The 26,399-nt window shown below is 61.9% G+C and carries 26 protein-coding genes; 7 read left to right on the top strand and 19 right to left on the bottom strand.

Annotated features, from left to right (window positions below; all coding sequences use genetic code 11):
• Nucleotides 1-46: 46 nt before the first annotated feature.
• From CH289_RS04175 to CH289_RS04150, 6 genes are all read right to left on the bottom strand, one after another.
• Nucleotides 47-499, bottom strand: a complete 453-nt coding sequence (locus tag CH289_RS04175; protein ID WP_179276718.1) for a cupin domain-containing protein — start codon at nucleotides 497-499, stop codon at nucleotides 47-49.
• Nucleotides 500-573: 74 nt separating this feature from the next.
• Entirely contained in the window at nucleotides 574-996 is a 423-nt protein-coding gene (locus CH289_RS04170; protein ID WP_094727348.1) for a nuclear transport factor 2 family protein, read from the bottom strand.
• A 45-nt stretch (nucleotides 997-1,041) separates the two neighbouring features.
• The gene (locus tag CH289_RS04165) at nucleotides 1,042-2,037 is read right to left on the bottom strand and encodes a ketopantoate reductase family protein (RefSeq protein WP_094727347.1); all 996 of its coding nucleotides are present in this window, start codon (nucleotides 2,035-2,037) and stop codon (nucleotides 1,042-1,044) included.
• Between the two features lie 17 nt (nucleotides 2,038-2,054).
• Nucleotides 2,055-2,846, bottom strand: a complete 792-nt coding sequence (locus tag CH289_RS04160; protein WP_094727346.1) for an HpcH/HpaI aldolase family protein — start codon at nucleotides 2,844-2,846, stop codon at nucleotides 2,055-2,057.
• Between the two features lie 29 nt (nucleotides 2,847-2,875).
• Entirely contained in the window at nucleotides 2,876-4,330 is a 1,455-nt protein-coding gene (locus CH289_RS04155) for an aldehyde dehydrogenase family protein (RefSeq protein WP_094727345.1), read from the bottom strand.
• Between the two features lie 40 nt (nucleotides 4,331-4,370).
• On the bottom strand, nucleotides 4,371-5,192 hold the full coding sequence (locus tag CH289_RS04150; RefSeq protein ID WP_094727433.1) for an SDR family NAD(P)-dependent oxidoreductase: 822 nt from the start codon (nucleotides 5,190-5,192) through the stop codon (nucleotides 4,371-4,373).
• A 147-nt stretch (nucleotides 5,193-5,339) separates the two neighbouring features.
• On the opposite strand from CH289_RS04150, the gene CH289_RS04145 reads away from it, so the two are divergent.
• Both CH289_RS04145 and CH289_RS04140 read left to right on the top strand, forming a co-directional pair.
• Complete coding sequence (locus CH289_RS04145; RefSeq protein ID WP_094727432.1) at nucleotides 5,340-6,179, top strand: hypothetical protein; 840 nt, start codon at nucleotides 5,340-5,342, stop codon at nucleotides 6,177-6,179.
• Nucleotides 6,180-6,300: 121 nt separating this feature from the next.
• Nucleotides 6,301-7,791: an NAD-dependent succinate-semialdehyde dehydrogenase gene (locus CH289_RS04140; protein ID WP_094727344.1), complete on the top strand. Its 1,491-nt coding sequence runs from the start codon at nucleotides 6,301-6,303 to the stop codon at nucleotides 7,789-7,791.
• Between the two features lie 128 nt (nucleotides 7,792-7,919).
• Here the strand turns inward: CH289_RS04140 and CH289_RS04135 are convergent, their stop codons facing one another.
• Entirely contained in the window at nucleotides 7,920-8,966 is a 1,047-nt protein-coding gene (locus tag CH289_RS04135) for an NAD(P)-dependent alcohol dehydrogenase (protein ID WP_094727343.1), read from the bottom strand.
• 98 nt (nucleotides 8,967-9,064) lie between these two features.
• Entirely contained in the window at nucleotides 9,065-9,727 is a 663-nt protein-coding gene (locus CH289_RS04130) for an SDR family NAD(P)-dependent oxidoreductase (RefSeq protein WP_094727342.1), read from the bottom strand.
• 219 nt (nucleotides 9,728-9,946) lie between these two features.
• Here CH289_RS04130 and CH289_RS04125 point away from each other — a divergent pair, with 219 nt between their 5' ends.
• The 4 genes from CH289_RS04125 to CH289_RS28640 all read left to right on the top strand — a co-directional run bounded on the left by CH289_RS04125 (nucleotide 9,947) and on the right by CH289_RS28640 (nucleotide 13,018).
• Nucleotides 9,947-11,131 (top strand): MFS transporter, encoded by a 1,185-nt coding sequence (locus CH289_RS04125; protein ID WP_094727341.1) that lies wholly within the window; start codon nucleotides 9,947-9,949, stop codon nucleotides 11,129-11,131.
• Nucleotides 11,118-12,095 carry a serine hydrolase gene (locus tag CH289_RS04120; RefSeq protein ID WP_094727340.1) on the top strand — a complete coding sequence of 326 codons (978 nt, stop codon included), beginning with the start codon at nucleotides 11,118-11,120 and terminating at the stop codon, nucleotides 12,093-12,095. The genes CH289_RS04125 and CH289_RS04120 overlap by 14 nt, the downstream gene beginning before the upstream one ends.
• A 533-nt stretch (nucleotides 12,096-12,628) precedes the next feature.
• On the top strand, nucleotides 12,629-12,859 hold the full coding sequence (locus CH289_RS28645) for a hypothetical protein (RefSeq protein WP_256977006.1): 231 nt from the start codon (nucleotides 12,629-12,631) through the stop codon (nucleotides 12,857-12,859).
• Nucleotides 12,860-12,883: 24 nt separating this feature from the next.
• Nucleotides 12,884-13,018, top strand: coding sequence for a hypothetical protein (locus CH289_RS28640; protein ID WP_256977005.1), 135 nt, complete (start codon nucleotides 12,884-12,886; stop codon nucleotides 13,016-13,018).
• Between the two features lie 130 nt (nucleotides 13,019-13,148).
• Here the strand turns inward: CH289_RS28640 and CH289_RS04110 are convergent, their stop codons facing one another.
• The 4 genes from CH289_RS04110 to CH289_RS27935 all read right to left on the bottom strand — a co-directional run bounded on the left by CH289_RS04110 (nucleotide 13,149) and on the right by CH289_RS27935 (nucleotide 16,556).
• Nucleotides 13,149-14,390 (bottom strand): MFS transporter, encoded by a 1,242-nt coding sequence (locus CH289_RS04110; RefSeq protein ID WP_256977004.1) that lies wholly within the window; start codon nucleotides 14,388-14,390, stop codon nucleotides 13,149-13,151.
• Between the two features lie 633 nt (nucleotides 14,391-15,023).
• Nucleotides 15,024-15,149: a hypothetical protein gene (locus CH289_RS28635; protein WP_256977003.1), complete on the bottom strand. Its 126-nt coding sequence runs from the start codon at nucleotides 15,147-15,149 to the stop codon at nucleotides 15,024-15,026.
• Nucleotides 15,150-15,232: 83 nt separating this feature from the next.
• Nucleotides 15,233-16,324, bottom strand: coding sequence for a PQQ-dependent sugar dehydrogenase (locus tag CH289_RS04105; RefSeq protein WP_094727339.1), 1,092 nt, complete (start codon nucleotides 16,322-16,324; stop codon nucleotides 15,233-15,235).
• Between the two features lie 19 nt (nucleotides 16,325-16,343).
• Complete coding sequence (locus CH289_RS27935) at nucleotides 16,344-16,556, bottom strand: hypothetical protein (protein WP_143545036.1); 213 nt, start codon at nucleotides 16,554-16,556, stop codon at nucleotides 16,344-16,346.
• 194 nt (nucleotides 16,557-16,750) lie between these two features.
• On the opposite strand from CH289_RS27935, the gene CH289_RS04100 reads away from it, so the two are divergent.
• Nucleotides 16,751-17,899: an alpha/beta hydrolase gene (locus CH289_RS04100; protein WP_094727338.1), complete on the top strand. Its 1,149-nt coding sequence runs from the start codon at nucleotides 16,751-16,753 to the stop codon at nucleotides 17,897-17,899.
• 537 nt (nucleotides 17,900-18,436) lie between these two features.
• Here the strand turns inward: CH289_RS04100 and CH289_RS04095 are convergent.
• From CH289_RS04095 to CH289_RS04065, 7 genes are all read right to left on the bottom strand, one after another.
• Entirely contained in the window at nucleotides 18,437-19,078 is a 642-nt protein-coding gene (locus CH289_RS04095; protein WP_094727337.1) for an NAD(P)H-binding protein, read from the bottom strand.
• A 93-nt stretch (nucleotides 19,079-19,171) separates the two neighbouring features.
• A complete protein-coding gene (locus tag CH289_RS04090) occupies nucleotides 19,172-19,942 on the bottom strand; it encodes an SDR family NAD(P)-dependent oxidoreductase (protein WP_094727336.1) in 771 nt (256 codons plus the stop codon).
• Between the two features lie 105 nt (nucleotides 19,943-20,047).
• On the bottom strand, nucleotides 20,048-20,998 hold the full coding sequence (locus tag CH289_RS04085) for an aldo/keto reductase (protein ID WP_094727335.1): 951 nt from the start codon (nucleotides 20,996-20,998) through the stop codon (nucleotides 20,048-20,050).
• A gap of 394 nt (nucleotides 20,999-21,392) precedes the next feature.
• The gene (locus CH289_RS04080; RefSeq protein ID WP_218828443.1) at nucleotides 21,393-22,163 is read right to left on the bottom strand and encodes an MBL fold metallo-hydrolase; all 771 of its coding nucleotides are present in this window, start codon (nucleotides 22,161-22,163) and stop codon (nucleotides 21,393-21,395) included.
• Nucleotides 22,164-22,302: 139 nt separating this feature from the next.
• Nucleotides 22,303-23,331: an ABC transporter permease gene (locus tag CH289_RS04075; RefSeq protein ID WP_218828442.1), complete on the bottom strand. Its 1,029-nt coding sequence runs from the start codon at nucleotides 23,329-23,331 to the stop codon at nucleotides 22,303-22,305.
• 10 nt (nucleotides 23,332-23,341) lie between these two features.
• Entirely contained in the window at nucleotides 23,342-24,841 is a 1,500-nt protein-coding gene (locus CH289_RS04070) for an ATP-binding cassette domain-containing protein (RefSeq protein WP_179276716.1), read from the bottom strand.
• Nucleotides 24,838-25,971 carry a sugar ABC transporter substrate-binding protein gene (locus CH289_RS04065; protein ID WP_179276715.1) on the bottom strand — a complete coding sequence of 378 codons (1,134 nt, stop codon included), beginning with the start codon at nucleotides 25,969-25,971 and terminating at the stop codon, nucleotides 24,838-24,840. The genes CH289_RS04070 and CH289_RS04065 overlap by 4 nt, the downstream gene beginning before the upstream one ends.
• Nucleotides 25,972-26,399: the final 428 nt, after the last annotated feature.

The raw sequence follows: 26,399 nt of genomic DNA, 5'->3' as shown, positions 1-26,399 counted from the left end.
GATTCCGGCTCCGCCCAGCGGAACCGGAATCTCGGGTCGGTATGAGTCAGCGAGTCGCGCTGATGTGCACAGCGGAGACTACACAGAATTCGTCGGTCCGATTTCGCCACGCATGCTTGGTTCCACGTTGAATGATGGTGTCGCCCGGCCGCATGACCGTCTCGCCGGTGTCGAGTACGACGCATGCCTCACCCGAGATGACGGTGACGATGTCGATGGTGTCCGTCGTGTGCATCCCCGGGGGGTCTGTCGAGTCGACCGCATCGCCTGCGCCCGATTCCGCCAAGATTCGCGCGTAGCCGCCTTCGTAATCCCACTCGTTGTCTGGGGCGAAAGCGGTAATTACGTAGTTGTATCCGGCCGGCGGGGGCGGAATCACGGCGGCGCTCGGAGGGCCGTTCGGAGCCGTAACCGGAGTCGGAACCTCGGTTCCCTGCCACAGGTGGTTCCGGGTGTAGCCGTCGGCTACCAGGCGGTCGGTCGTCGGACCGTCACTCATGATCGTTGAAAGGCCATCGTTGCCAAGGCCTGTGACGATCAGGCGAGACTGAAACTCGCGGTGCTCTCCGGTCATCAGTGAATCTTCTTTCCGCTGTCCAATGTCGCCGACTCTCGCAGCAGTGCCTCGTCTACAGGTGCATTGTCCACATAGATTCTCTGGTCCACGAACTTCCCATCGACAATGGTGATCTTGGAGGCGGCCTTGATCTCGACGACCTCACCGCCGCGCAAGGTCCAACGACCGAGAGACTCGAAGAAGACGACGCCTCCGTCCTCTTCCCAGACGTTGACGAGATCGTGTGCGAGTGATTCGACCCTGTCCAGCGCGGTGGTGAAGGCCGAGACGACGTTGTCCCGCCCAACGACTTCAGGGCTGTTCCCGAACGTCAAAGTCATGTTCTCTGCGTAGTACTTTGCGAATTGTCGAGGATCGTTCTTCTGCATGGCCGTGTAGTACTGGGTGAGCAGAGTGATCGTGTCGGACGTTGCGCGCATGGGTGCGATCTCCGTAATTGACAGTGGTAGGGGTGGGTCGACGGTTCAAGCCGGGTCGCGATAGAGTCCCGCAGCACGTGCTCGTTGAATGACCAGTTCGATCACGAAGGACAACGCCGGTGTCGGTACATGCGCCAGCGCGGCCAGCTCGAGAGGGACTCGAAACAGAGCGTCGATCTCCATCGGCCGGCCGGCCTGTAGATCCTGAACGACGCTCTGCAGATGAGTCGACGCCGATTGCTTACGTAGAACGACTTCGGGATCGGCCGGTTCGCATCCCAGCGCTCGTGCGATGGCGCTGTTTTCGGTCACCATCGTCAACGCGGTCGCTGCCACAGGTGGTTTGTCGAGGACGTCCTTCATGACAGAGCTGCTCAGCACGCCGAGCGCGCCACCGATCAGATTCATCGACAGTTTGACCCAGACGGCGTCGCGGATCGTCGAGGTGGTTGTTGCTTCGAGCCCGCTCGAGTCGAAGAGCGACGCGACGGCATCCAAGCGGCTGTCGACTCGACCGTCGGGCCTGCCGAGTATCAGCCTGTTGCTTGGATTGGTGGCAGCGATTTCGCCTGGTCCAACGACGGTTCCCGCGGTGTAAGCAACGGCACCCACTGAGCGATCGGGACCGATGAGCGAGAACAGGGAGAGATCGGGATCGAGTCGTCGTAAATCGGTGCCGTCCAGCTGTCCACCGTGGGAGTGGAAGTACCACCATGGAATTCCGTTCGAGACGAACACGACGAGGCTGTCATCGTGCAGCAGCGACGCGATGTCCGCGGCGATGGACGGCAGCGTGGGGGCCTTGACCGTGACGAAAACGATGTCCTGTGGCTCGAGATCGCCCGGGTGGTCGGTGGCGAACGGGTGCGAGTGCAGTTCCCCGTCGTGGGTTCGCACCCGCAGGCCGCGTTCGCGAACCGCGGCGAGATGTGGGCCTCGCGCGATGACCGAGACCTGGGGACCGCCCTCACCTGCAGCAAGGCGGCCTGCAAGGTGTCCCCCGACGGCTCCGGCTCCGTAAATACATACTTTCGTGGGCATGTGACTGCTTTCCCGCGTCAGGAGAATTGCTGACGCTTCTGAACGGCGGCGCCGGCGAGGAACGAAATGTCGTTGCCGGTCGAGACGTAGCCGGCACCCATTTCCAGGTACTGACGGATCAAGTCCGGGCGACCACCCATTCCGCCGATTCCCACAGTCTTTCCACCGGCCTTACATGCTGCAATGACTCGCAGGTACGCCTCGTGAATTTTCGGATGATCCACCTGCCCGGCGACACCGAGGGCGACGCTCAGATCGTTGGCTCCCACAAGCACCACGTCGACGCCGTCGACCGACGCGATGTCCTCGGCCGCGTCGAGACCGGCCTGAGATTCGATCATGACGATGACCATCGACGACTGGTCCAGCTCGCGCACGACCTGCTCGGCCGGCAGTGTTCGATAGAGCAGTTGGGGGGCTGCCCCGGCAAGCGAGCGCTCGCCGAGAGGGGCGTGCTTGACCGCTTGAACAGCGGCCCGCGCCTCGTCGGCGGACGCAACACCCGGAACAACAATTCCCATTGCGCCGGAGTCCATCACGCGTGCGATGAGCGCCGGATCGAGGTCAGGAACGCGAACCAAAGGCGTGACGCCGAGATGATTGCACGCCATACATATCTGGCCTGCGTCCTGCAACGAGAAGCTGCTGTGTTCGAGGTCGATGTAGACAGTGTCGAATCCCGCGGTATGTGCGATCGAGGCGATGTCGATCGTCCGTACGAGGCGTACGGTCATCGAGTAAACGGGTTCGCCTCTCGAGAGTTTCTCTTTGGCGAAATTGTGCAGTAGAACCGGGGTTTCGTCGCTCATGTGCTGGGTCTCCTGTTTGATCTGTGTGTTCAGCCGAACAGGGCGGGCAAGTCGCTCGCCTCGTCGTCGAACCCGTAGACAGACTTGACTTCCAAATATTCCTCGAGGCCGAGCCTGCCCATCGAGCGACCGATGCCGGATTGCTTGTAGCCACCCATCGGTGTGTGGGAATCGGTTGCTGCGCCGTTGATACTGATGCGTCCGGCGCGAATACGGTTCGCCACCTTCTTGGCGTTCGTGAGATCGCCCCCGAACACGTAACCACCGAGGCCGTAGGGGGAGTCGTTGGCAATGTTCACTGCTTCGTTCTGGTCGCGGTAGGGAAGCACGACCAGAACGGGTCCGAATACCTCCTCGCGGGCGATCGTCATCTTCGGTGTGACTCCGGTGAACACCGTCGGTTGCACGAAGTAACCGCGGTCGGTGCCCTTCGGTCGGTCGACGCCACCCGTTTCCAGCACGGCACCCTCGTCGATGGCGGTCCGGATCAGATCCTGGATAGATGCGAACTGGGCAGCGCTGACGACCGGACCCATGGTGGTCGAACTGTCAAGTGGGTCACCGATGCGGAAGCGCTCCGCCTCGTCGAGGAGGAACGGAATGACTTTCTCGATCTGGCTCTCGTGCACCAGCATTCGGCTGGGGGCGTGGCACGACTGGCCGGTGTTGACGAAGCATCGCTGGATGTTCCATCGTGCGGCCTTCTCGAGGTCTGCGTCCGGAAGAACGATGTTCGCAGACTTGCCGCCCAGTTCGAGGCATACCCGCTTCACAGTGCTTGTTGCCGCTGCAGCTCCCACGAGCTTGCCGGCACCAGTGGATCCAGTGAACGAGATCATGTCGACGTCGGGGTGATGGGATAGCCGGTCACCTACTTCGCGACCGGTACCACTCACTAGATTGAACACGCCGGCGGGGACACCGGCCTCGTCGAGCACCTCGGCCAGGAGTACGCCGCTGGCAGCGGATTCGACGCTCGGTTTGGCAACGACGGTACACCCGGCCGCCAAGGCGTAGATGATTTTGATGACTCCCGTCTGAACCGGCCAGTTCCACGGCGAGACCAACGCGCACACGCCGATCGGTTCGCGACGAACGATCGCTGTGCCGACCCTCGACTCGAACGGATAGTCGCGCAGGATGTCGCGGGCAACCTTCATGTGGTCGGCCGGTCCTGCGACCTGAGCACGGTTCGAGACCGGGATGCCGACCTCCCGTGCGATGAGCTCCGAGAAGTCGTCGAGGCGCGACTCGTACACCTCGATTATGCGGTCGATCAACGCGATTCGACTCTCGACAGAGGTCTCGGAGAAGGTATCGAATGCGCGCCTCGCGGCCTCGACCGCGAGGTCCGCGTCTGCGACGCCACCGAGTGCGACGGTGGCGAACGCTTCCTCGTGCGTGGGGTCTATCAGTTCGATCTGTCGGGGTGCGATGGGCTCGACCCATCGACCGTCGATGTACAGGTGGGGATACTGCCTCATGGTCGAGCCTTCCTCCGGGGTAGATGGCACGTTGGGTGGACTAGCTGCTGTGTGTGTAGCCCCCATCGCACGCAATCGTCTGCCCTGTGACGAACGCGGACGCAGGTGTAGCCAGGAAGAACATAATTCCGACGAGATCGGTCGGCACCATTCCGCGTGGAATGCATTGAAGCGACTGCGCGCGCTGGCGCACCTCGGCGGTGGGGTTGATGACTCTTTCGACCTCGGTGGCAACTGACCCAGGGCGAATGCAGTTGACGGTGATTCCGTAGGGGCCGAGCTCGCGTGCCAACGAGTTGGTCATACCGATCAGTGCGGACTTCGAGGTCACGTAGTGCAGGTAGTTCACCGTGCCACGGGTCACCGCATCGGAGGAGATGTTGACAATGCGACCGAAGCCCGCCTTGCGCATGTGCGCCGCGACTGCCCGGACACAGAGGTAGGTCCCGGTGATGTTGACCCGCAACACGTGTTCCCACTGTGCGACGGGAATTTCGTCGAAGGGGCCCTTCTCGATGGTCGCGAATACGGATGCGTTGTTGATAAGCACGTCGACACGGCCCCACTTTGCGACGACGGTATCGACCATCGCGCGCACGGCCTGCTCGTCAGCGACATCGACCTGCACGGCCAACCCGACGCCCCCTGCGCTCTCGATTTCGCCGACGACAGACTTTGCCCTGGCTTCGTCGAGATCTGCAACAACGGCCAGAGCCCCGGCGGCAGCGAACTGTCGTGCGATCTCACGGCCGATGCCTTGTCCTGCACCGGTCACGATGACCACCCGATCTTCGACGCTGAAGTCGCGCGCCGAAGCGGGAACTCCCGAATCCTGGGGGGCGTGTGTGAGCGCTGTCGTCATGTCGGTCCTTGTCGGAGTCGCGGTGTGTTGTGTCTCGGTGGTCAGCGGGATTGTGACCCGCATCTAGCTGATGCTGGACAATATCCCGAACTGTGGGATATTGTCAACGAAGTTCGGATCGATTGTCACCTGGTGAAGGAGCAGAAAATGCGAGTGAGTAGGGCATCGGAGACCGGTGAAGAAGCCGTCGGCACAATGCGCGAGGGAAAGCTCGAACAGAAGCATCTGCTGTTCGGTGTGGACGGCTCGCCCAACAACTACGACCTGAACACCGGCTACACCGGTAGCGGTGGATGGAGAACTCCACGTCACCGGCACGACTTCGATCAGGTCCGTTACGTCGTCGAGGGCCGGCTGCCGTACTCGGAGACCGACTACCTGGAACAGGGTTGGGTCGGCTACTTCCCGGAAAGCGTCCATTACGGACCGCAGGAACGTGAGGAAGGTTTGCGCACACTGGTTCTGCAGGCAGGTGGAGCCAGCGGCAACGGCTATCTCTCTGTGGCGCAGCGTGAGGCGACCAACGCCGAGCTGAACAAGAAGGGTGTGTTCAAGAAGGGGCTCTACCACTACACCGATGAGAATGGCGTGGAGCAGACCTCGGACGGTTCGCAGGCGATCTTCGAGCACGCCACCGGCCGCAAGCTCGAGTTCGCTCCTCCGCGGTACACCGACGTGATCGCCATGAACCCAGAGGCGTACGACTGGATCCAGCAGGGTGACACGGGCGTGTGGGACAAGTGGCTCGGCAACTTCACCGAGCGCAACCTCCGCCTCGGGTTCGTCCGCCTAGACGCAGGTGCAACCTACGAGGCCGGACAGTTCTCGTCGATCGAGATTCTCTTCCAGCTCGACGGCAACGTGCTGGTCGGTGGCGAAAAGTACGGTGCCGAAACGGGTTACGAGTTCCTGGCCAACGAGGGGCCCGTGGCCATCGAAGCCGTCGAACCCACAGAGTTCTTTCGCGCGGTGCTGCACACGTTCTGAGAATGCTGCTGAACGATGGCGTGCCTTGCCTTGACGTATGCCTACACGCGCCGCGTGCGCAAGAGTTGGACGATCGGCGACTGGTCGACACGCCGTCACCGGAAAGTGGGCTGAGAAAATCATGACTACCCATCTCATCGACAGCCGTTCGTCCCAACCCGCAAGGGCGGCCATCGCCGCAGTCCCTACCGGCGTATTTATCGGTGGGGAATGGGCAGAAGCAGCATCCGGTGAACGTTTTGAGGTCATCGACCCAGCAAGTGGGTACGTCATAGCGACAGTCGCGGACGGAGGACCGGCGGACGCACAGCGTGCCATCGAAGCAGCCGGCCGCGTCCAGAAGGACTGGGCCAAGACCTCGCCCCGCGAGCGAAGCGAGCTCCTGCGCCGGGCGTATGAACTGATACTGCTCAAGCAGGAGGATCTCGCACTCATCATCACCAGCGAGATGGGCAAACCCATTGGGCAGGCGAGGGACGAGGTCGGCTACGCTGCCGAATTCTTCCGATGGTTCTCCGAGGAAGCAGTTCGCGTCGCCGGTGACGTCACGACGACGGGTGACGGAAAGAATCGCATCATCGTCTCTCGTGAACCGGTTGGACCATGTGTGCTCATCACTCCGTGGAACTTTCCCCTCGCGATGGGTACGCGGAAGCTCGGGCCGGCCATCGCGGCAGGATGCACCGTGGTATTCAAACCCGCGAATCTCGCACCGCTCGCTTCCCTCGCACTCGTGGACATTCTTGTTCGGGCCGGCCTACCCGAAGGTGTCGTCAACGTCGTGTGTACGACCGATGCATCGGCTGTCGTGTCGCCGTGGATGTCCAGTGGAATAGCCCGCAAGATCAGCTTTACCGGCTCGACGGCGGTCGGCGTCCTGCTTCTAAAGCAGGCGTCTCGCCATGTCATGCGGTCGTCGATGGAGCTCGGCGGTAACGCTCCATTGATCGTGTTCGAGGATGCGAATCTGGATCGAGCCGTCGAAGGCGCGCTCGTGGCCAAGATGCGGAACATGGGCGAGGCGTGCACAGCGGCCAATCGTATTCTGGTGCAGCGGTCGGTCGCAGATGAGTTTGCCAGTCGGCTCGCAGAGCGGTTTGGCGCGCTCGCGCTCGGTGATGGGGTCGAAGAACATACGGAAGTCGGCCCTCTCGTAGATACGAATGCTCTAACGAAGGTCGAGGATCTCGTCGGCGATGCCGTCCGCAGAGGAGCGAAGGTGATCTGCGGCGGTGCGAGGCCGGACCGTCCTGGATACTTCTATCTGCCAACGGTTCTCGTCGACGTCCCGGCCGACGCTGACCTCATGTTCGAGGAAATTTTCGGGCCCGTGGCTGCCATAGTGCCGTTCGACTCGGAGGACGAGGCTGTGCGTCTCGCCAACGACACCCCGTGGGGTCTTGCTGCGTATCTGTTCACCCAGGATGTCGATCGAAGCTTTCGCGTCGGGGATGCCCTGGAAGTCGGAATGGTAGGTCTCAACACCGGCATCGTGTCCAACCCTGCCGCGCCGTTCGGCGGTGTAAAGGCCTCTGGTTTGGGGCGCGAGGGTGGACGGGTGGGGATCGACGAGTTCCTCGAGTACAAATACATGGCACTTCCGCGTACCTGACCGGCACCGGATTCCATACGTGCACGGGCGTTGCAAATGCCGATACCACGAACAACGATGGCAATGACTGCCGGCGCAAGCACCTCACGGGCGTGCGCCGGCCGTCGGCGTCGTAGTCGAGTGAGGACTCAGACCAGGGTCGCGGTATCGATGACGAATCGGTAGCGGACGTCGGATGCGAGGACCCGCTCCCAGGCGTCGTTGATCTTGTCGGCGGAGATGACCTCGATCTCGGCACCGAGATGGTGCTCGGCACAGAAGTCGAGCATTTCCTGAGTTTCGGCGATTGATCCGATGGCCGACCCTGCGAACGTCCTGCGGTGAGGGATGAGCGAGAAAACCTGTATCGGAAGCGGTTCCGCGGGGGCACCGACGTTGACCATGGCGCCGTCTACTGCGAGCAGGGACAGGTGTGCGTTCAGGTCGATCGAGGCGCTGACGGTGTTGATGATCAGGTCGAACGACGACGCGAGCGTCTCGAAGGTATCCGGATCGCTGGTTGCGTAATAGTGGTCGGCACCTAATCGGAGTCCGTCTTCCTGCTTCTTCAGTGACTGCGACAGAACCGTCACCTCGGCACCCATGGCGTGAGCGATTTTGACGGCCATGTGACCCAATCCGCCCATGCCGACTATGGCGACCTTCTTTCCGGGTCCGGCACCCCAGTGGCGGAGGGGGGAGTAGGTGGTGATCCCGGCGCACAACAGCGGGGCAGCCGCGTCGAGCGCGATGCCCTCAGGGATCTTGACCACGAAGTGCTCGGTGACGACGACCTGCTGGGAGTAACCGCCCTGGGTCACAGTGCCGTCGCGGTCCGTGCTGCCGTAAGTCTGGATGTTGCCGACGAGGCAGTACTGCTCGAGGCCCTGGACGCACTTGACGCACTCACCACACGAGTTGACCATGCACCCGACTCCGACGCGATCGCCGACAGCGTGCTTGGTGACTTCGGAGCCGACCTCCGCAATGATGCCGGCGATCTCGTGTCCAACGACCTGGGGGTAGCTGATCGGTCCCCATTCGCCGCGCGCGGTGTGGATGTCGGAGTGGCAGATGCCGGCAAACTCGATGTCGATGCGGACATCGTGGGGCCCAACGTCGCGGCGTTCGATCGTGGTGGGCGACAGGGGCTGGTCGGCTGCGGTGGCGGCGTATGCCTTCACTGGAGTTGTCATATTTCGATGAAACACCCCGAACGGCAACCGAACCAGTCTCTGAGAAAGGGTGTACCGGCAGGGTGCCCTTCGTCGACGCTCGACCGCCGGTTCGAAGCTCAATCCAGAGGAGCGACGAAGACGCGGAATTCTTTGCGCTCGGTGTGAATCCCCCACAGCGACTGGGCAAGGGCATCCGGCTCGTGCGATGGCTCACCTGCGCCGATTCCCCGCGGAATGATCAACTGGCCGACATGGAGCCCCTCGGGTGCAAGGGCATCGTGAAGAAGTTGCGCGTAGGCACTTTCCCCGGCGAACGCGATCGAGGTACCCGCGACGGATGGTCCGGGACGAACAGCGCTCGATCCGTTCACGAAGAGGACTGTGCCACGCCCTAGCGCGCGCATTCCGGGCAGCACGTGCGTCACAGCCGTGATCGGGCCGTAGATGGAGAATTCGACTGGACCGGCAAGATCCTCGGCAGTGGTCTCCAGTACAGGCTTCATGAATTCCTTCGCGGGCACGGGGCTGTATTGCAGTACCTCGACCGGGCCCAGTTGTTCGGCCGCTGAATCCAGTGCTGCCGTCAGCGATTTCGCATCCCGTACATCGGCGGCGAAACCCTGGGCGGTAATTCCGTCGTCGACAAGCCGTCCGGCGATGCGGTCGACGTTGTCCTGGTTCCTGGAAATGAGCGCTACTGCGAGTCCTTCGCGTCCGAAGCGTCGAGCCACAGCGGAGCCGAGACCTTCGCCCGCACCGATGATTGCGATCGTGGTCATTTGTTTTATCTCCTCGTGTTGGGGTGTTCACTGATCTCTGTCCTTTCCACAGTGTCGTGAAATTTCCCGAGTGGCAAGTTCGGTGCTGACGGTGACCAGGCCTTTTCCGCGATAAGCGGTTCCCTGTCAGGACACCCCACAGCAGGGACTTCCGCGGTCGCCGCTCGCTCTGTTTACTCGAGTGCATGCCCCTAGGACAATCGCCTTTCATCGCCGCCGATGACCGCGCCTGAAGATCGAACGCCGCAACCGTTCGCTTTCGCGACCGCAACAACGGCGCTCGTCGCGGTTTTCGCTGCGTCCGGGGCCCCTATTCCGTTGTACGAGCGATACCGAGCTGCGGCAGGATTGAGCACGCAAGACCTGTCGCTGGCCGCGGTCGCGTACTTCGTCGCGGTCCTGATCGCACTGGTAGTAATGGGCCGCTTGTCCGACCATCTGGGCCGCCGTGTCGTTGCAATTGCGGCCGTGATCCTCGCCGCGATCGGAAGCCTCATCCTGCTCGATGTGTCGAACCTCGGTATTCTGTTGACCGGCAGAGTCTTTCACGGATTAGCATGTGGGCTCGCGTCTTCAGCGCTCACCACCTACGTCATCGACACTGCCCCCAACCGCCCGCGCTGGCTTGCTGCCGGCGCAGCTGCGGGTGCACCAGTCTCGGGGCTCACTATCGGGTCGCTCGGAACCGGAGCTCTCGCTCAGTACGCTCCGGCACCCCTGGTGGCCACCTACGTGATCGATGCAGGCCTGCTCGCAGTGTGCGCTGTGCTGCTCCTGTTCGCTTATGACCCTGCGGACCGGCGACAGGGAGCATTGACGTCGCTACGTCCTGGCGTGTCCATTCCCGCGGCGGTTCGACCGTTGTTGCCGGGCGCTGTTGCCGTGTTCGGTGCGACGTGGGCGCTTGGCGGTTTCTACCAGGCCTTCAGCCCCACGATCGCGGCCCGAGACCTGGGGACCACCAACACCCTCGTGGCTGCAGTGGTCTTCGCGTCGTTCATGGCCCCATACGCACTGGGCGGCCCACTCGCCGCCCGCCTTGCGCCATCCGTGGCGCAGCGCGCGGGCATCGTCGTGTTCGCAGTTGCCGTCGTCGGCATCGCAACAAGTTTGCTTGCCGGATCGACTTTCGGGGTCATCGCTTTCGGCGTAATCGCCGGTGCGGCGCAGGGTATGGCGTTCACAGGGTCCGTCAGCGCGTTATTGGCAAAAACGACTGGGGGCGAACGTGCAGGCCTGATGTCGGCGGTGTATCTCTTCTCCTATTGTGGAGCTGCCGCACCGAGTCTTGTCGCCGGCCGTTTGTCCAGCATCGTTGCCCTCCCACACATCGCATTCGGATATGCGGCGATCGCCGCGGTGTCCGCCGTCGTCACAGTAAGGACTTCTCGTGCAGAGCGCTGAAATACCGCGCCGGCAGATCGCTTGGGCCGGGTCTCGAATTGCAGTCGGCCGTGCTGCTCTGACTGCAGTCGTCGTTCTCGTGCTGTCCGTGTCGGCACCGATGCACTGCGTTGCAACCGATCTGGTTGCTGCGCCTGGCGCTGTCGAGAGTGCGGAACCATCTGCCGAGACAGCCACCGACGTTTCAGGGATCGAATTGGCGCGCATCGAGACGCGGATGCACGCTGCCACCGAGGTTGGGGCGCTGAACGGTGCGCGAGTGTCCATCACTTTCATGGACCGGGTCAGCGGGATTCAGGCTACCAACGGTAACGAGGAGCCGATCGAAACTGCGTCGGTGTCGAAGCTCTTCATCGCCGACGATCTCCTGTTCCGTAACGAGCGCGGTGAGGTCGATTTGAGCGGAAGCGACAGGGCCCAGATCGACGCTATGCTGCGTTCCTCGGACGATGCCGCGGCCGAGCAACTCTGGAATCGGTTTGGGCGCACCGACATCGTGGGACGCGTAGCTGCTCGCTACGGGTTGCCCTCCACTTCGGTGCGGCCGGGTGACGAATGGTGGCGAACTCGAACCACGATGAACGATGTGGTGACCTTCTACTCTGCGATGATCGACGGTGCTGGTGGTCTCTCGCGCTCTCGGTCGGTTGCTGTCCTTTCGAATCTGCAGAACTTCACGCCTTTCGGCGCGGACGGCTACTACCAACGTTTTGGACTTCCTGATGCGTTGCCTGATGAGGACAGCCTCGGTGTCAAGCAGGGGTGGATGTGCTGCGTGGGTGGCGACTGGATTCATTTGTCGACCGGGTTCGTCGGTCCCGACCACCGCTACTTAGTGGCAATCGCCTCTCGCGAGGCCGCGAGCGAATACGGCGGAGGTTCGGTCGGCGCGGACCATGCTCGTCGGACCATGACCGCGATTGCGTCCGAGCTGTTTCCCTCAGGCCGTGTCGATCCTCGTTGAGCCCCCCCGGCAAGCAGACTCGCTCTCGTTTGTGACCCCTACGGTCGGTCCACCACCGTAGTGCGGTGTCGGCTCCTTGCCCTGGCAAGGTCCGGGTCGTCGGCCATTCCGACAACATGGCGAACGGCCATCGGTGCCAGCACGGACGTGACGGGATCGTCGACGTTGCGGACGTGACCGACGGTTTCGAGTGCGGCGAAGCCATGAACAAGGCACCACAGTTTGTGGGAACTCCACCAGTGGGGCAACTGTCCGCGTGGACTTGCTGCCGGGACTCGCACGGGTTTTCGGCCAGGTACTCCCGCCCGGCGCTGCGATCCGTTCCATCACCGACGTCAGTTACTTCGGCGGCGCTCACCACTGGGTCGGTTGGTCGATACTCGCTGTCTGGATTGTGGTGGCAGGTGGACTCACAGTTCTGAAAGATGGAGAAACAAGACGCCGGTGTTATGAAAAGGTATGTCTTACAATGCTTTACCCTCAGGGACTTCCGTCCTGGATCTCCTGCCACTCGACCGAAGGGAGCGACCGTCATGCCGACAACTGCCGCACTGAATGCTCCGTCGTCATTTCCGCCGAAGGCATTGATCGCCGGGCGCATCGTCGTCGCTGCGACCCAACTGTTCACGCCACGCCTCGTCGCGGAGGTCTTCGGGATGGAATCGAGGGATACTCCCGCCATCGCCTGTGGACGGATGTTTGGGATACGCAATGCAGCATTGGCACTTGGCCTGATCAACCTCGGAAGTTTCGGTGGACCATAGCGTTTCGTTCAACTCAACATTGTCATGGACGCCGTCGACGCGGCTGCGTATCTCGCCGCGGGTACGCGCGGCGAGATCGGTGTGAGGTCGACAGTGATGAGTACAGCGGTCGCGCTGTCGGCCGTGGACGGCGGGGCTGCTGCGCTTCGAGCTCTCTGAAACTGGACGGCGGGCGTGGTTCGACATCGATGTCGAACCACGCCCAACCATGCTGAGTTCCGGATCGTCGCCGGGTGCTCACGGTTCCGAACGGGGCCGCCGCACCGCGACGCGTTCATGACCGGATCGGTCAGCACACCGCCACTTCGTGGTCGGTGACCGAGTGCTTCGGTGCAGACGCACCATCATCATCGTTACCCCGACGTGCCCGGTCCATGATCACGAGCGTGGCCAGCGGAACCAGAAGTAACACTGCGAACAGTGCACCCACGACGGGAATTGCGGCGGGTCCGTATGCGCTGATCGCCTCCGCTGTGACCCATGTGCCGACGGCGGTGCCGAGGTTGAACATCGACGTGCACAGCGAGGTGGCCAGAGTCGGCGCGCCCTCTGCGAATCGGACGGCCATCGACATGAGCACGGGGTTCGTGCCCAGGCCTGCCATGCCTGCGAGTGAGAGAAGGACGATCGATGGCGCAGTGAACGATGACAAGACACTCAGCAAGCTGAGTGCGACCACGACGATGACGCCACCGGTCAGCGCGGTGACGTAGGGCGCGCGGTCTGCGAACCGACCGCTGTTGAGAGTGCCGGTGACGGCACCGACACCGAAGACGGCGAGACCTACGGGAAGAAGTCCGGCGGACAGGCTGGAGCGTTCCGTGAGCAGGGGAGCGATGAACGAGTAGGTCGACATCACGGCCGTCGAGATCAGAACGCACGCCGCCATCACAACCCAGAGTCGACCGGTGGCGATTGAGGCGAGCTGCGAGCGCAGCGGCACGGTCGTCGACGTCGAGCGACCGCCGGGAACGAATCGCGCGATGGGAATCGACGCGAGCACGGCGAGTACTGCGAGGATCCAGAACGGACCGCGCCACCCGACGAGCTGTCCGGCGACCGAGCCGAGAGGGACCCCGATCACCGTCGCGAGAATGCCGCCACTGAGGACCAGGCCGATGGCGCGCGTACTGGCGTCCGGTCCCGCAATGCGGGACGCGACAGATGCAGCGATCGACCAGAATGCGCCCGTTGCGAGCGCGGTCACGAACCGGGCCACGAGGACGATGGAGAGGTCGTCGGCGAGTGCGACGACGATGTGTCCGGCGGAGTAGACGGCGAGCGCGAGGAGGAGAGTCGTCCGTTCGGGCATCTTGAGTGCCGCCACCGAGATCAACGGGGTGGCGATCATGCCGATCGCGAACGCAGTGACGAGCAGTCCGGCCTCGGAGATACCGATGGCGAGGTCAGAGGCGATATCGGGCAGGAGTCCGGCAACGACGAATTCCGACGTGCCCATGAGAAACGTACCCATTGCGAGGACGTAGACGAGGAACGGCAAGGACTTTCGTTCGTTGGTGGAAGTAGACACAGCTGAATTCTCTCGGGTGGGGTCGTAGTGGAGTCGAGTTCGGACCAGGCGCGGGCGAGATCGGAGTCCGACCCTGGGTGCGCGATACCGATTTGCCCCTCAGGACCGGAAACGACGTGGCCTGATCCGTCTTCGACACTATTGGCTACGAAGCATGTGTAGAAGGCACGGACAGGGAACCCCACCTGCGTCGATCGAGAAAACCGGCGTCCGGTGCGGATTGTGGCAGGAGTGCCCGAGATTCGAGTTCGCCTCACGCGTTCGCGACCGAAATCACCAAAAGTGTTCGCACTCAGATGTTTTGACCGAAGGAGAGTTGCAATCTTGCCGATTTGTCGCTCAGCGCTGGGGCAGGATTCGCGAAATTCGTTCCGCCGCTGCGTGCTCGAATGCGAGTGCAAGTGACAAAGATCTCGATGCATGTGGTCGATGACGTCGATTGCATTTGGGACAGCTGATACGAGTTTCGGCTGATCGCGGCCGGGACGCAAGGGTTGACGCCCCACGGTCCAACTGTAGGAAGGCATGTTGATCCGCGGACTATGGAATGCATTTTCGGAGGCCGTCGGTGGCCGAGATTTCGAGCCCGAAGCCGGGGTGCCATGGTTATATTTATCGAGAAATACTGTCATTTCACGTACCGCGCGCGTCCAGATAAGTAAGCACCCCCAGCAGAACTACCAGCGCGACGAAGAGCACAACGGTGGGCATGTCGGGGTCAGGTCTGGGTGGTAAATCGCGCCGGTTGTCGTTGTCCATATTCCGTCCTCAGTCGACGTTTGCGGATCGAGGCATTTCCTTGGGTCCAACCCGACCCGGCGGCATCCGTGCGCAGCTTCACATTATCGAATGTCGAAGCGGAGAAGCCTGTCGTCACCGGCCGTTGGGTTACCTCGCCCATCGGTGTTGTTGGTCAGTATCAACAATGAGCCGTCGGGGGCGACGGTGACGTCTCGCAGTCGTCCGTATGTTCCAACGAATCGATCGACGGCCGAGTCGGGGTCGTCGAGGTTCACCTCGGTCAGTCGTTCGCCTCTGAGATTCGCCATGAACAGGGTGGAACCATTGATAGCGATGCCACTCGGACTTGCCTCACTCGTGGCCCACTGGTGGATGGGGTCGACGAATCCGTCGGTATCCCCGATGCCTTCGATCTGTGGCCACCCGTAATTGCTTCCGGGCTCGATGACGTTCAGCTCGTCCCACGTGTTGGCACCGAATTCGCTTGCGTACATCACGCCGTTTGCATCCCAAGCAATGCCTTGAGGGTTGCGGTGACCGAAGCTGTACACGAACGAATCCGGGAAGGGATTGTCCAGTGGCACCGCCCCTTCGGGAGTGATTCTGAGGATCTTTCCAGCAAGCGAGGAAAGGTCTTGTGCGCGGTCGCGTTGGCCGGCGTCCCCGGTTGTGGCGTACAACATGCCGTCTGGCCCGAATGCCAACCGGCCGCCGTCGTGATAGCTGGCCGCCGGGATGCCGTCGAGCACAGTGGTTCGCTCACCCAAGGTGAGAGAACCGGGTGCGCCGAGTAGGTCGAATCGGTCGATTCGATTTCCATCAGTGTCCGTGGAATAGGTGTAGAGGTCACCCTCGTGGACTTCGAGTCCCAACAGCCCGGCTTCGCCCGCAGGGGCCACATCCACCGTTCCTGCAGTGTTTCGGCTGCCATCGTCACCGAGTTCGATGATGTGTCCGGTGTCGCGTTCGCTTATCAGCATGCTGGTCTCGAAGAAGGCTACGGCCCATGGTGTCTCCAAGCCATCTGTCACGATCGAGGCTTCACCGAAGTCCGACGACGCAGGTGCCTCGACTGACCCAGTAGATCCGCTGGGTGCGGGTGCGTCCTCGGCTGGCGGCGATGCGCACGAGGAGAGGGTGAGGGCGACGATGGATGCGGCGGCGTAGGCGGCAGCGCGGTACGTGGTCCTCATCGGAGGCTTGAGACTGCGGTCAGCCGAGACGTCGGCGATGCTTGTTCCATTGTGTTGCTCCCGTGAGTAGATCGCGTTGGATGTGCGGGCAGTGCCAATGGAAGCCGCTGGTATCCGAACCGTCGGGCGGTATCAGTGCACTGTCCGGCTTCGGGCCACCGATTCCGGTCTTGTGCCGAACCCATTTCATGCCTACGAGTCGAAGGCCCGAGAGCCGATCTCCTCGCGGCATGGCTCGACAGTAGGTGACAATTGGGGCAAACGGGATGCCCTCCCAGTACACCTCACATCAGGGACTCCCTCTCGCGGGCGCGAGGCGGTTATCTGGTTGAACGCGACTCGGCCGTTCGACCGGGAACCAATCATCCCGGCCACGGCTTCTCGCCAGGAAGACCCCCACTTGATCGAGGATGTGAAATCTTTTCCATGAAATTTTGGTTCAACCAGTCCCACCTGACTTCTCGATCCGCCAGACGACGCAACATCAGGCAGATCGCGGGCGCAGGCGTCGCGACCATCGGACTGCTGGCCACCGCGGCATGCGGCGGTGCCGAGCAACAGGAGTCTGCGTCGTCCACTGCGTCGCCGACAATCGCGTCGGGAACCACCCCCGACGGGACCGGCGACCTCTCCCGTGGTGCCGACAACTTCTACACCAGTGACCGCGTCGAGGTTCAGCAGGTCACGTTCCGCAACCAGTTCCAGATGGAGGTCGCGGGAACGCTGTTCATACCCAACGACATCGACCGCAACGTCGGCAATCCCGCCATGGTGGTCGGCCACCCGATGGGCGCCGTACGCGAACAGAGCGCTAACCTCTACGCGACCCGTATGGCCGAAGAAGGCTTCGTCGCCCTCACGCTCGACCTGTCCTACTGGGGTGAAAGCGAAGGCGAACCACGCGAGATCGTCGCACCGGAGGTCTTCTCGGAAGATTTCAGCGCCGGTGTCGACTTCCTCCGCTCGCAGTCCTTCGTCGACGATCAGCGCATCGGCGCGATCGGCGTCTGCGGCAGCGGCAGCTTCGTCATCAGTGCCGCCAAGCTCGATCCTCGAATCAGGGCTGTCGCGACCGTCAGCATGTACGACATGGGCGCAGCGGCCCGTAACGGCCTGCGGAACGCCGTGACCCCCGAGCAGCGTCAGCAGATGATCGCCATGGCGGCCGAGCAGCGCGACGCCGAATTCGCCGGCGGTGAGGTTGTCCACGGCGGTGGAACACCCGAACAGTTGACCGAGGACTCGACCGATATCGACCGGGAGTTCTACGACTTCTACCGGACCGAGCGCGGCTACAGCCCCGACACCAACACCCAGCCGTCGCTGAGCAGTATGACGAAGTTCATGAACTTCTACCCGTTCAACGACATTGAGACGATCTCGCCGCGACCGATGCTGTTCATCACCGGTGATCAGGCTCATTCGCGTGAATTCAGCGAGGACGCCTACCAGCGTGCATCGGAGCCCAAGACGCTGACAGTCATTCCCGGAGCCGGACATGTGGACCTCTACGATCGCACCGACCTGATCCCCTTCGACCAGCTCGCGACGTTCTTCGAGACGAACTTGCGATAGATCCCGTGACGTCCGCGGGCAGGCACCGTCCTACCCGCGGACTTCGCGTTTGCGGCGGCCAGCCGCGTCGAAAGTCTCGAGAGTGGCGGAGACCGAGTCATTCGTACAGTGCGCGGCAGTTGTGAGTAATTGGAAGCGGTACGCTGCAAGGCCAATTGAGGCCGGGTTATCAGAGAATCTTCGCGGCTGTAGATTGTTCACACCCTAGTCGTTGGCCACAGCCTGGTAGTTGGATGGGGAAGTGGGCATCAAATTCACTGCTTCACAACGAGGTTCGTTGGGATTGCTCCGCAAGACGCGCTCCACGTGGTGTGGCTTGCACGTTATCTGCTCGCAGCTCAGCTGCTGGGGCCCGGCAAGCTCACGCGTAGTCGACTGCGTGAGCTTGCCGGTGGTAACGGTGCGAGAATCACTGCCCATGCGGATTGGTACTGCCCGCATGCATACTGCTTCATCCGTCCGATATCGCGGCAGACCACCGCTCGCAGTCCACGCTGCGACACGAGACGATCGGAGCCGAGCAATGGGAGTCAGGAGTCAGCGGTACGCCGTCGGCCTGTCCCCGTCCGTGCCCGGCTGCGTAATTCCCAGGTTCTCGCCGACGTGGGAATCGGGTTCGGCGACGATGCCCGCGATGAACTTTCCGAGGCTCGCGCGCGAGGTCTCCGTGCCATTGTAGATTTCGCCTTTTCGGGTGAGTTCAACATCCGTCACCGTCTCGTCCGTCAGCCAGACCGGGCGGAGGATGGTGTGGGCCAGCGATGACTGCTCGACGACATCCGCGGACTTCCGGTTCCTGGGGCGGGTCGCCCCGGCACGCTGGTAGTCCCAGGTGTTGAAGGGCTCCGGCAGCTCGTCGTAGATGCCTCCCGCGTTGATAGTGACGATTCTTCGAACGCCGGCCTCCTCCGCAGCGTCGACCACTGCGGCCGTGGTGGTATCAAGGTCTTCGCCGCCGAGGGCGACGATCACGATGTCCTGGTCGATCATCGCCGCACGGAGCGCGTCCCGGTCGTGTGCGTCACCTTCCACCAGCGTCATGGTGTCCGTCGCGATGCCGTCGAGGCGATGCGGCCGGCGCAGGAACAGCGTGAGGGCAACGTCTTTCTGCTGGGCCAGGCGAGAGATGATCTCTCGTGCAGACCGGCCGTTCGCTCCGATGATGACGACGTTCTTCATGGGTTACTCCTTCTGAACGGGCGAGGTCGATGCGTGACTGGCAAGCCACACCTTGTAGCAGTTCACAGTCGGACCGACCGGCGGATTCTGGTGCTAGCTGATGCCGATGGTCTGGCCACCGTCCACGACCAGGGAATGGCCGATCGTGAATCCCCCGAGATCTGAGCAGAGCCACAGGACGGCTGAGGCGATCTCTTCGGGGGAGCCCATGCGCCCGATCGGCTCCTGGGCGATGACCCGCGCTCGCCCCTCCGGTGTGTCACCGGAGAACCGGCCCATCATCGGCGTCTCGATGATTCCGGGGCAGATCGCGTTGATCTGGATGCCTTGCGTGGCGTAATCGAGGGCCGCTGATTTTGTCATACCGAGGATGCCGTGCTTCGCAGCTGCGTAGGCGGACTGGCCTTTGATGCCGATGACCCCGGCACCTGAGGAGATGTTGACGATCGAGCCGCCTCGTTCTGTCATGGCGAGGATTTCGTGCTTCATCGAGACGAACACCCCGCGCAGGTCGACCGCAATGAGACGGTCCCATTCCTCATCGCTGATCTCGGCAAGGGGCTTGGGCGGCTGTTCGATGCCGGCATTGTTCACCCCGATGTCGATCGGACCTAGAGCTTCGACCGCGGACTTCACCGCGTCCTCGACATTCTTGCCGTCGGTGACATCGCAGATGGCGATGTGCACGCGCCGGCCGTACGCTTCGACGAGCTCAGCGGTCTCCTGTAGAGGCTTTTCTGTGGTGTCGGTGACGGCGACGTCGGCACCCGCGGCCGCGAAGGCTTCCGCCGTGGCTCGACCGATGCCGCTGCCGGCCCCGGTGATGAATACGCTTTTGTTGGTGAAGTCGAAAGTGACTGACATGGTCGACCTTTCGTGTTTCGGGGGTGGACCTGCGCACCGGCTTTATCCGAGTGAGATGACCACAGGTGCCCGTGGCTGCTCGGACTGGGGGTTCACGCTGGGTGTTCAGGGCACGTTGTGGCCGGCAGCCTGAATCAGTCCGTACCACTCTCCGCGGGTCAGCGCGATGTCCGACCCCGCCGCGGCGTCGGACACCCGTTTCGGCGTGGTCGTTCCAAGGACGACCTGGATCCCGGCGGGATGGCGGGTGATCCAGGCGGTCGCGATCGCAATCGGGGTGACACCGTACTTCTCTGCGAGCCGGACGAGTTCGATGTTCAGCTCGGGGTAGTCCTCGGAGCCGAGGAACACACCATCTTGAAAGCCCTTTTGGAACGGTGACCACGCCTGAAGGGTGATTTTTTTGATCCGGCAGTAGTCGACGATGCCGCCGCCGTCACGGGTCACAGAGTCCGCTTGCCCGGCCATATTCGCAGACAGGCCCTGAGCAATGATTGTGGAGTGCGTCAAAGACAGCTGCACCTGGTTTGCGACGAGTCGCTGCGTTACCGCAGTCTCGAGCAGGTCGATTTGCCGTGGTGTGTGGTTGGAGACTCCGAACGCGCGAACCTTCCCGGTGGATTCCAAGTGATCGAACGCACGGGCAACCTCCTCCGGCTCCACGAGTGCGTCGGGACGGTGCAACAGCAACACGTCGAGGTAGTCGGTGCCTAAAGCCTTCAGGGATTTTTCAGCCGAGGTCACGATGTGCTCGAACGACTGGTCGTAACCCCACGGATCGGCGACGATGCTGGTCTTGGTTTGCAAAATGATGTGCTCCCGCTCCGACGGGCTCAGCTGTAAAGCCTCGGCGAACCGGCGCTCGCACAGGTGCGGACCACCGCCGGGGTGGTTGAACCCATAAAGATCAGCGTGGTCGAAGAAGTCGATCCCTGCTTCGCGAGCTGTCTTGTAGAGCTGCCGGATCTCCTCATCGGTGCTACCAGCAATCCGCATCATGCCAGCCACGATGTTGGACACCTTGGTATCCGTCGATCCGAACCGGACGGTACGCATAAATCCTCCGAAGGTCTCGTCAAGGGTGATCCGCCGCGTCGCCTCGCACGGGCACGATCTGCACGGGTGAGCCTGCCGACATGCCATCTCGTGCACGCGAACGCGCCCGCGACGAGAAGCACGTCCGCTTATGCCAGCTTCGCTTTCCACCGTATGACGACCGGCCGGAGAATTGGAATACCCTGACAGGGCACCCTGGGCTGTCGGTGCGGTCAGCTGCCGGCGGAGAGCCATAGATTTGGGAATCCAGTTACAGTTCGACGTCCCGCGCCCACATATGTCTCGCTGGATTGGGGCTGAGCGCGGTACCACGGCCTCACCCACCTAACTCACCGTCGCACGAGTTCACGGATCGGTCGATGGTCAGTTCTGATACTCGATAGTCCGGTGCTGCTCATTGCGCCCAGGTGAATCGACGGAGTCCGTCGAGTGTGGCCAGGCGGCCGAATGCGAGTCCAGGAAAATGTGCGGGAGCGAATGGATCTCCGGTGGAGGCGAGCTCGTCGGCGATGCGGTTGCGCATGATTCCCGCTGCGATGGGGTCGACATCCCACATTCCGATCCATTCGGGCTCGGTGAGTTCGCCGACAGTGTGGAGGGTGTCGCCGAGGAGAAGAGCACGTTCTTTGCCGTCGTGAATGATGTAAACGGTGCTGCCCGGTGTATGCCCCGGTGCCGGCCTGGCGATCAGGCCGGGAATGATCTCGTGTTCGACGGAGAAAGGTTCGACGTGATCCTCGATGGGTGCGATGATTTCGCGTATACGGGGGTCCGAAGTCGCACCGGTCATGAAGTACGTCCAATCGTCCTGGTGCAGGCGAAAGGTCGCATTTGGGAATGTGATTCTACCGTCGACGGTAGACCAGCCGATGTGATCCCAGTGCATGTGCGTGAAACAGACGTCCGTCACGTCGGACGGTTCGACTCCAGCGTCTCGAAGATTGTCGAGCATGCCCCCAGTTGTAGTGTCCGCGCCGGAGTGAACGCCACCGCCTGCGTCGATCAGGACGACACGGTCTCTAATTCGAATCAGGAACGAGCCGATGTCCAGACGGATGCGACCGTTCTCGTCGGTGGGATGCTCGACGCAATCCCAGATTTTGCCGTCGGGATGGGTGACCGCGTTACCGATCGGTTCGTGTGCGGTGCCATCGATGATTGGCACGATGTCGAGGGTGCCGACTTTCATAACGGTCTCTTTCGCTCGGGCCTGACGCTGGACTACACCTGCGCGACGGGTCTCCCGGACGCGAACACGGCCGGCGGCCGCGCCCATGGGAGACCCGCTACGCGTCGGTCTGAACCTATGAAGGCTGTTTGGATCGAGACTTGCGTCCGGACTTCGAAATGGACTGTGACAGAACAACACCAACTACCAGTGCTGCACCTTGGAAAACCGGTTGGAACCAGAACGGCGCCCCGAGCAGGCTCAGTCCGGAGAATCCGACGGCCAGAAGAACGACGGCCAACATAGTTCCAGCGACATTGAAGAATCCGGGACGAACGGTGGTGGCACCCAGGAATGTTGCCGCGAAGGCAGGTAGGAGCAGGTTCGCGCCGAAACTGGGGTTCGCTGCGCCCGCCAATCCTAGCTGCATGATTCCGGCGAGGGCTGCCAATGCACCTGCTGCACTGAACATCACGCACTTGATCACTCGAACGCGGATACCGACCATGCGAGCGACTTGCTCGGAACCGCCAACCGCGTAAACCTTGCTGCCAAAGGGTGTCTTCGTCAAAATTATGTACATTACCAGTGCGATAAGCGCGACAATCCACACTGCAGAACCAACTCCGAGTATTTCTGTCTGAACAAAGGTCCGGAAAACGGAGGGAATGTTCTGTGAGAGTGTCATTCCCCCACTGACTCCCACCGTGACTCCGCTGACAGCCAACCCGACGCCCAGCGTCGCAATGAGCGAGACGACGCGCAAGCGAGCCACCAGCAGTCCAGAAGCCAATCCGACGAATGCACCTGCGAGCAATGCGATCGTCACGGTCAACGGCACCGGAAGCCCTGACTCACCGGCGAGCTTCGCCGTGAGTACCGCTGACAGGCCCAAAGTGTATCCGACGGACAGATCGAATTCACCGACGACGAGAACCAGCAGAACCGACAGCGCCAGAAGTGCACTCACGGCCTGGCCCAACGCGAGCCCCTGCAGATTGGCAGTGGTGGGAAAGGTCCTGGGAAGCAGAATCGAGAACAACGCTGTGAGTCCGATGATCAGGGCCAAGATGCTGTGGTTCTGAAACAGCGTTGCGACTTTCGAGGTTCGCGGCGACCCCGAGCCGGGGGTGTGAACGGCCGCGTCCTCGGATTTCTCCGCCACGGCGTTGTCACTATGCGTAGGTTGCACGACTGATGTCCTCCAGATTGAGATCAGTGAGTTCTTCGACGATGCGCCCGCCGTTGACGACAATGACGCGGTCGCACAGACGAACGAGATGTTCCGGCTCACTCGAGCGGATGATGACGGTGGTCCCGCGGCCGGCCAGTTCGCGCAAGGTGTCGAAAATGATCTCGCGAGTATTTGGGTCGACGCCCACCGCGGGATCGTCGAGAAGCAATATCCGCGGCTCCAAAAGGAGCCACCTGGCAAGGAGTACCTTCTGCTGGTTGCCACCGCTCAGGCTTGCGTACGGAACGGTTGGGTCGGCCGGACGGATGTCGAGTTCGCGAATCATCCGGTCGACATCGGACGCGGCTCGGCGCCGATTGGCACCGTATCTTTCCACCCGGGGGAGTACGACGTTGTCGTGCACCGGCATCAGCGCGATCCCGCCCTCGTTGAGTCGATCGAGAGAAAGGTAGAAAATCCCGGCTCTGATGGCGTCCCGTGCACCGGAAATCGGCGCGTCATTGCCGTCGATCTTTGCTGTTCCCGCCTGTGTGGACTCGATCCCGCCTATGAGACGCAACAGCTCGGAGGCTCCTTCGCCCGATCGCCCCGTCACACCCAAGATTTCTCCGGTGCCCACTGTCACGGACAGCTCGCGGCTGACGTTTCCGGACAGATTCTCCACGACTAGCGCGGGACGATCGGTACGACCGCGATTGCGGTCGCGGTTGTGCGAAGAGGCGCTGTGGCCCGCGCCGCCGACCATCGCGTGGATTACGTCGGCCTCGCAGAATTCGTCGGCACCGATGTTGCCGACAACCCGGCCGTCTCGGAGCACGATTGTCCTGTCGCTGTATTCCCGTACCTCGGGCAGGCGATGGGTGACCATCAAGACTGACAATCCCCGGTCTGCGACGCCTCTGACTCGGTCGAGCAACCGCGCGGCCTCGCGAGTGGACAACGGAGCAGTCGTTTCGTCCAGTACCAATAGTGCGCGTTCGGGAGAGATCCCGGCCATCGAAATCACGAGAGAAACCAGTGCCCGTTCGCCAGCCGTCAAGTCCGCGCAGAGCGTGTTCGGATGGACCGCGACGTCGAACTCGCGGAGTATGTCTTCGGTCTTCCGCGCCAATGCCCTCCTCTGTACAAACGTTGCGCCGACGAGGGGAAACCCCGTGTGCAGCGCGGTCATCTCGGCGACCGTCATGTTTGCGATGAGTGGAGACTCTTGATGAACAACCCTGATGCCGATTTTCCGTGCGGCGACCGGTGTGAGGTCTTTCGCGCGAATCGGGCTGTCGTTGAACGTGATCTGCGACTTCGAATGCAGCGGATTGACGCCGGTCAGTGCCTTGACCGTAGTGGATTTACCCGATCCGTTCGCGCCGAGCAGAGACACGATCGAACCGCGCTCCACATCGAAGTCGATGCCGTGTACTACCTCGTGTTGACCATAGGAGACAGTGAGGTTTCGTACGGCCAATCGCACGGGGGTCGTCACGGCGCGACACCCCACAGTTCGAGGTAGCGGTCGACATAGCCGTTCTCGGCGACCCAGTACTGGTCGGTGATTTCGCCGACATTGTCGATCGTCAGTAGGCGCGAGGGCGCGCCCTGGCTGTATCGCAAACGATCGTCGGTGACACCGGGTGACTCCCAGAGGGGCTGACCCGACAGGACCCGAATCATCTGATCCACAGCACCGTAACCGAGGAAGACGTCGTCCTGAACGACATCGGCGGCCTGGATGTTGCCGTCGCGAATGAACCCGAGGTTCTGCGGTGCGCCGACGCAAGACACGAGTGTCACCCGATCGGAGAGACCCGAGTTACCCATTGCGGGCACCATGTCGGCTGCGGCCGAGTCGAACGCTCCGCTGACGTAGTCGACGCTCGGCTCTGCCTGCAGTGCGCTGGCAATTCGCTGGCCGAGACCATTCCCGATGTCGGTCACGACGAACTGTTGCGTGTCTTGGACTACGCACTCGTCACAGCGGTCTACTGCTGTGACCATCGCATCGGCGATCGCCGGTGAACTCGGAAACTCTCGGTCGACGGTCGGCAAGAAGTTCGCCGTACCACCGGAGTCCGTGACAATCCACGATCCGAGCTGGTCACCCCACAGCGTGTAGTCCGGAGCGACGTCGAACAACACGCCATCGGTCGCGGCAATGCCGAGACCTGCGGCTCCGACCGGAATTCCCCGAGAAGCAGCGAGTTCGATTGCGCCACTGAGCGGAACGGGATCTGTCGCGGCGAGGATGATGGCGTCGACGCCACTATTGATAGCTTGGGTCATCGCTTGGTTCTGTCCGACCGGATCGCCCTTGCCGTCGAACCGAGTAACTGTCCACCCCAGGGCTTCACCGGCTTGTGTGACCCCGTCTGCCTGCCGCACACACCCCGATACGGACCCGGAACAGACCACTACTGCTATCGAGATGTCGGTCGGTGGTGTCGGTGTTTCGGTCGGGCCTGCCCAGTCGGTCACCGGTGCCATCGCGTCGTCGACGACCGTTTGAAAGGACGTCAAGTCCTGCGTCGAGGTCCGGTCCTCGGACGCTGCCTGGGAGTCGCACGCGGTGGGCAACAAAAGTAGGCCGACGATAGGCGCGATCCATTTGATTTTCACAGAGGCTTCTTTCGTAAAATGGGTCCGGAGAGAAACACCGGAGACGAAAAAATGGTGGAGACGGCAGGTGCCGTGAAGAGCAAGGAATGCCCCCGCATGTGAAACAGTCCAGAAGCGCGTGCCGTGACGGCTGCCTGGGTGACGCATCGAATGCTGCCTGATTGCCGACTCAGCAACATCGATAGTGTTGCATGTGTCACATCGATGCACAACTGGTAATTCGCTCTGAGGTCCTTGCATCCATTACCGATCTTGAATCACGCTTATAGATACCGGCTATCGGCCAAGCGGGCGAAAGTGTGTGGACAAAGGGCGAGGTATTGCCGCCCGGCAACGCTACTGTTGACAGTCGGATGTGGAGGTGCGACGATGACTGTCGATGCCGTGGAGGCATTTTCGCGTTGCCTGGCGAGCGAGAGCCGGCGTGT

The organism is Rhodococcus sp. RS1C4 (assembly GCF_002258225.1).
In the GTDB taxonomy this organism is placed as follows: Bacteria; Actinomycetota; Actinomycetes; order Mycobacteriales; family Mycobacteriaceae; genus Rhodococcoides; species Rhodococcoides fascians_E.
This window is presented reverse-complemented; position numbering and strand designations above follow the sequence as displayed.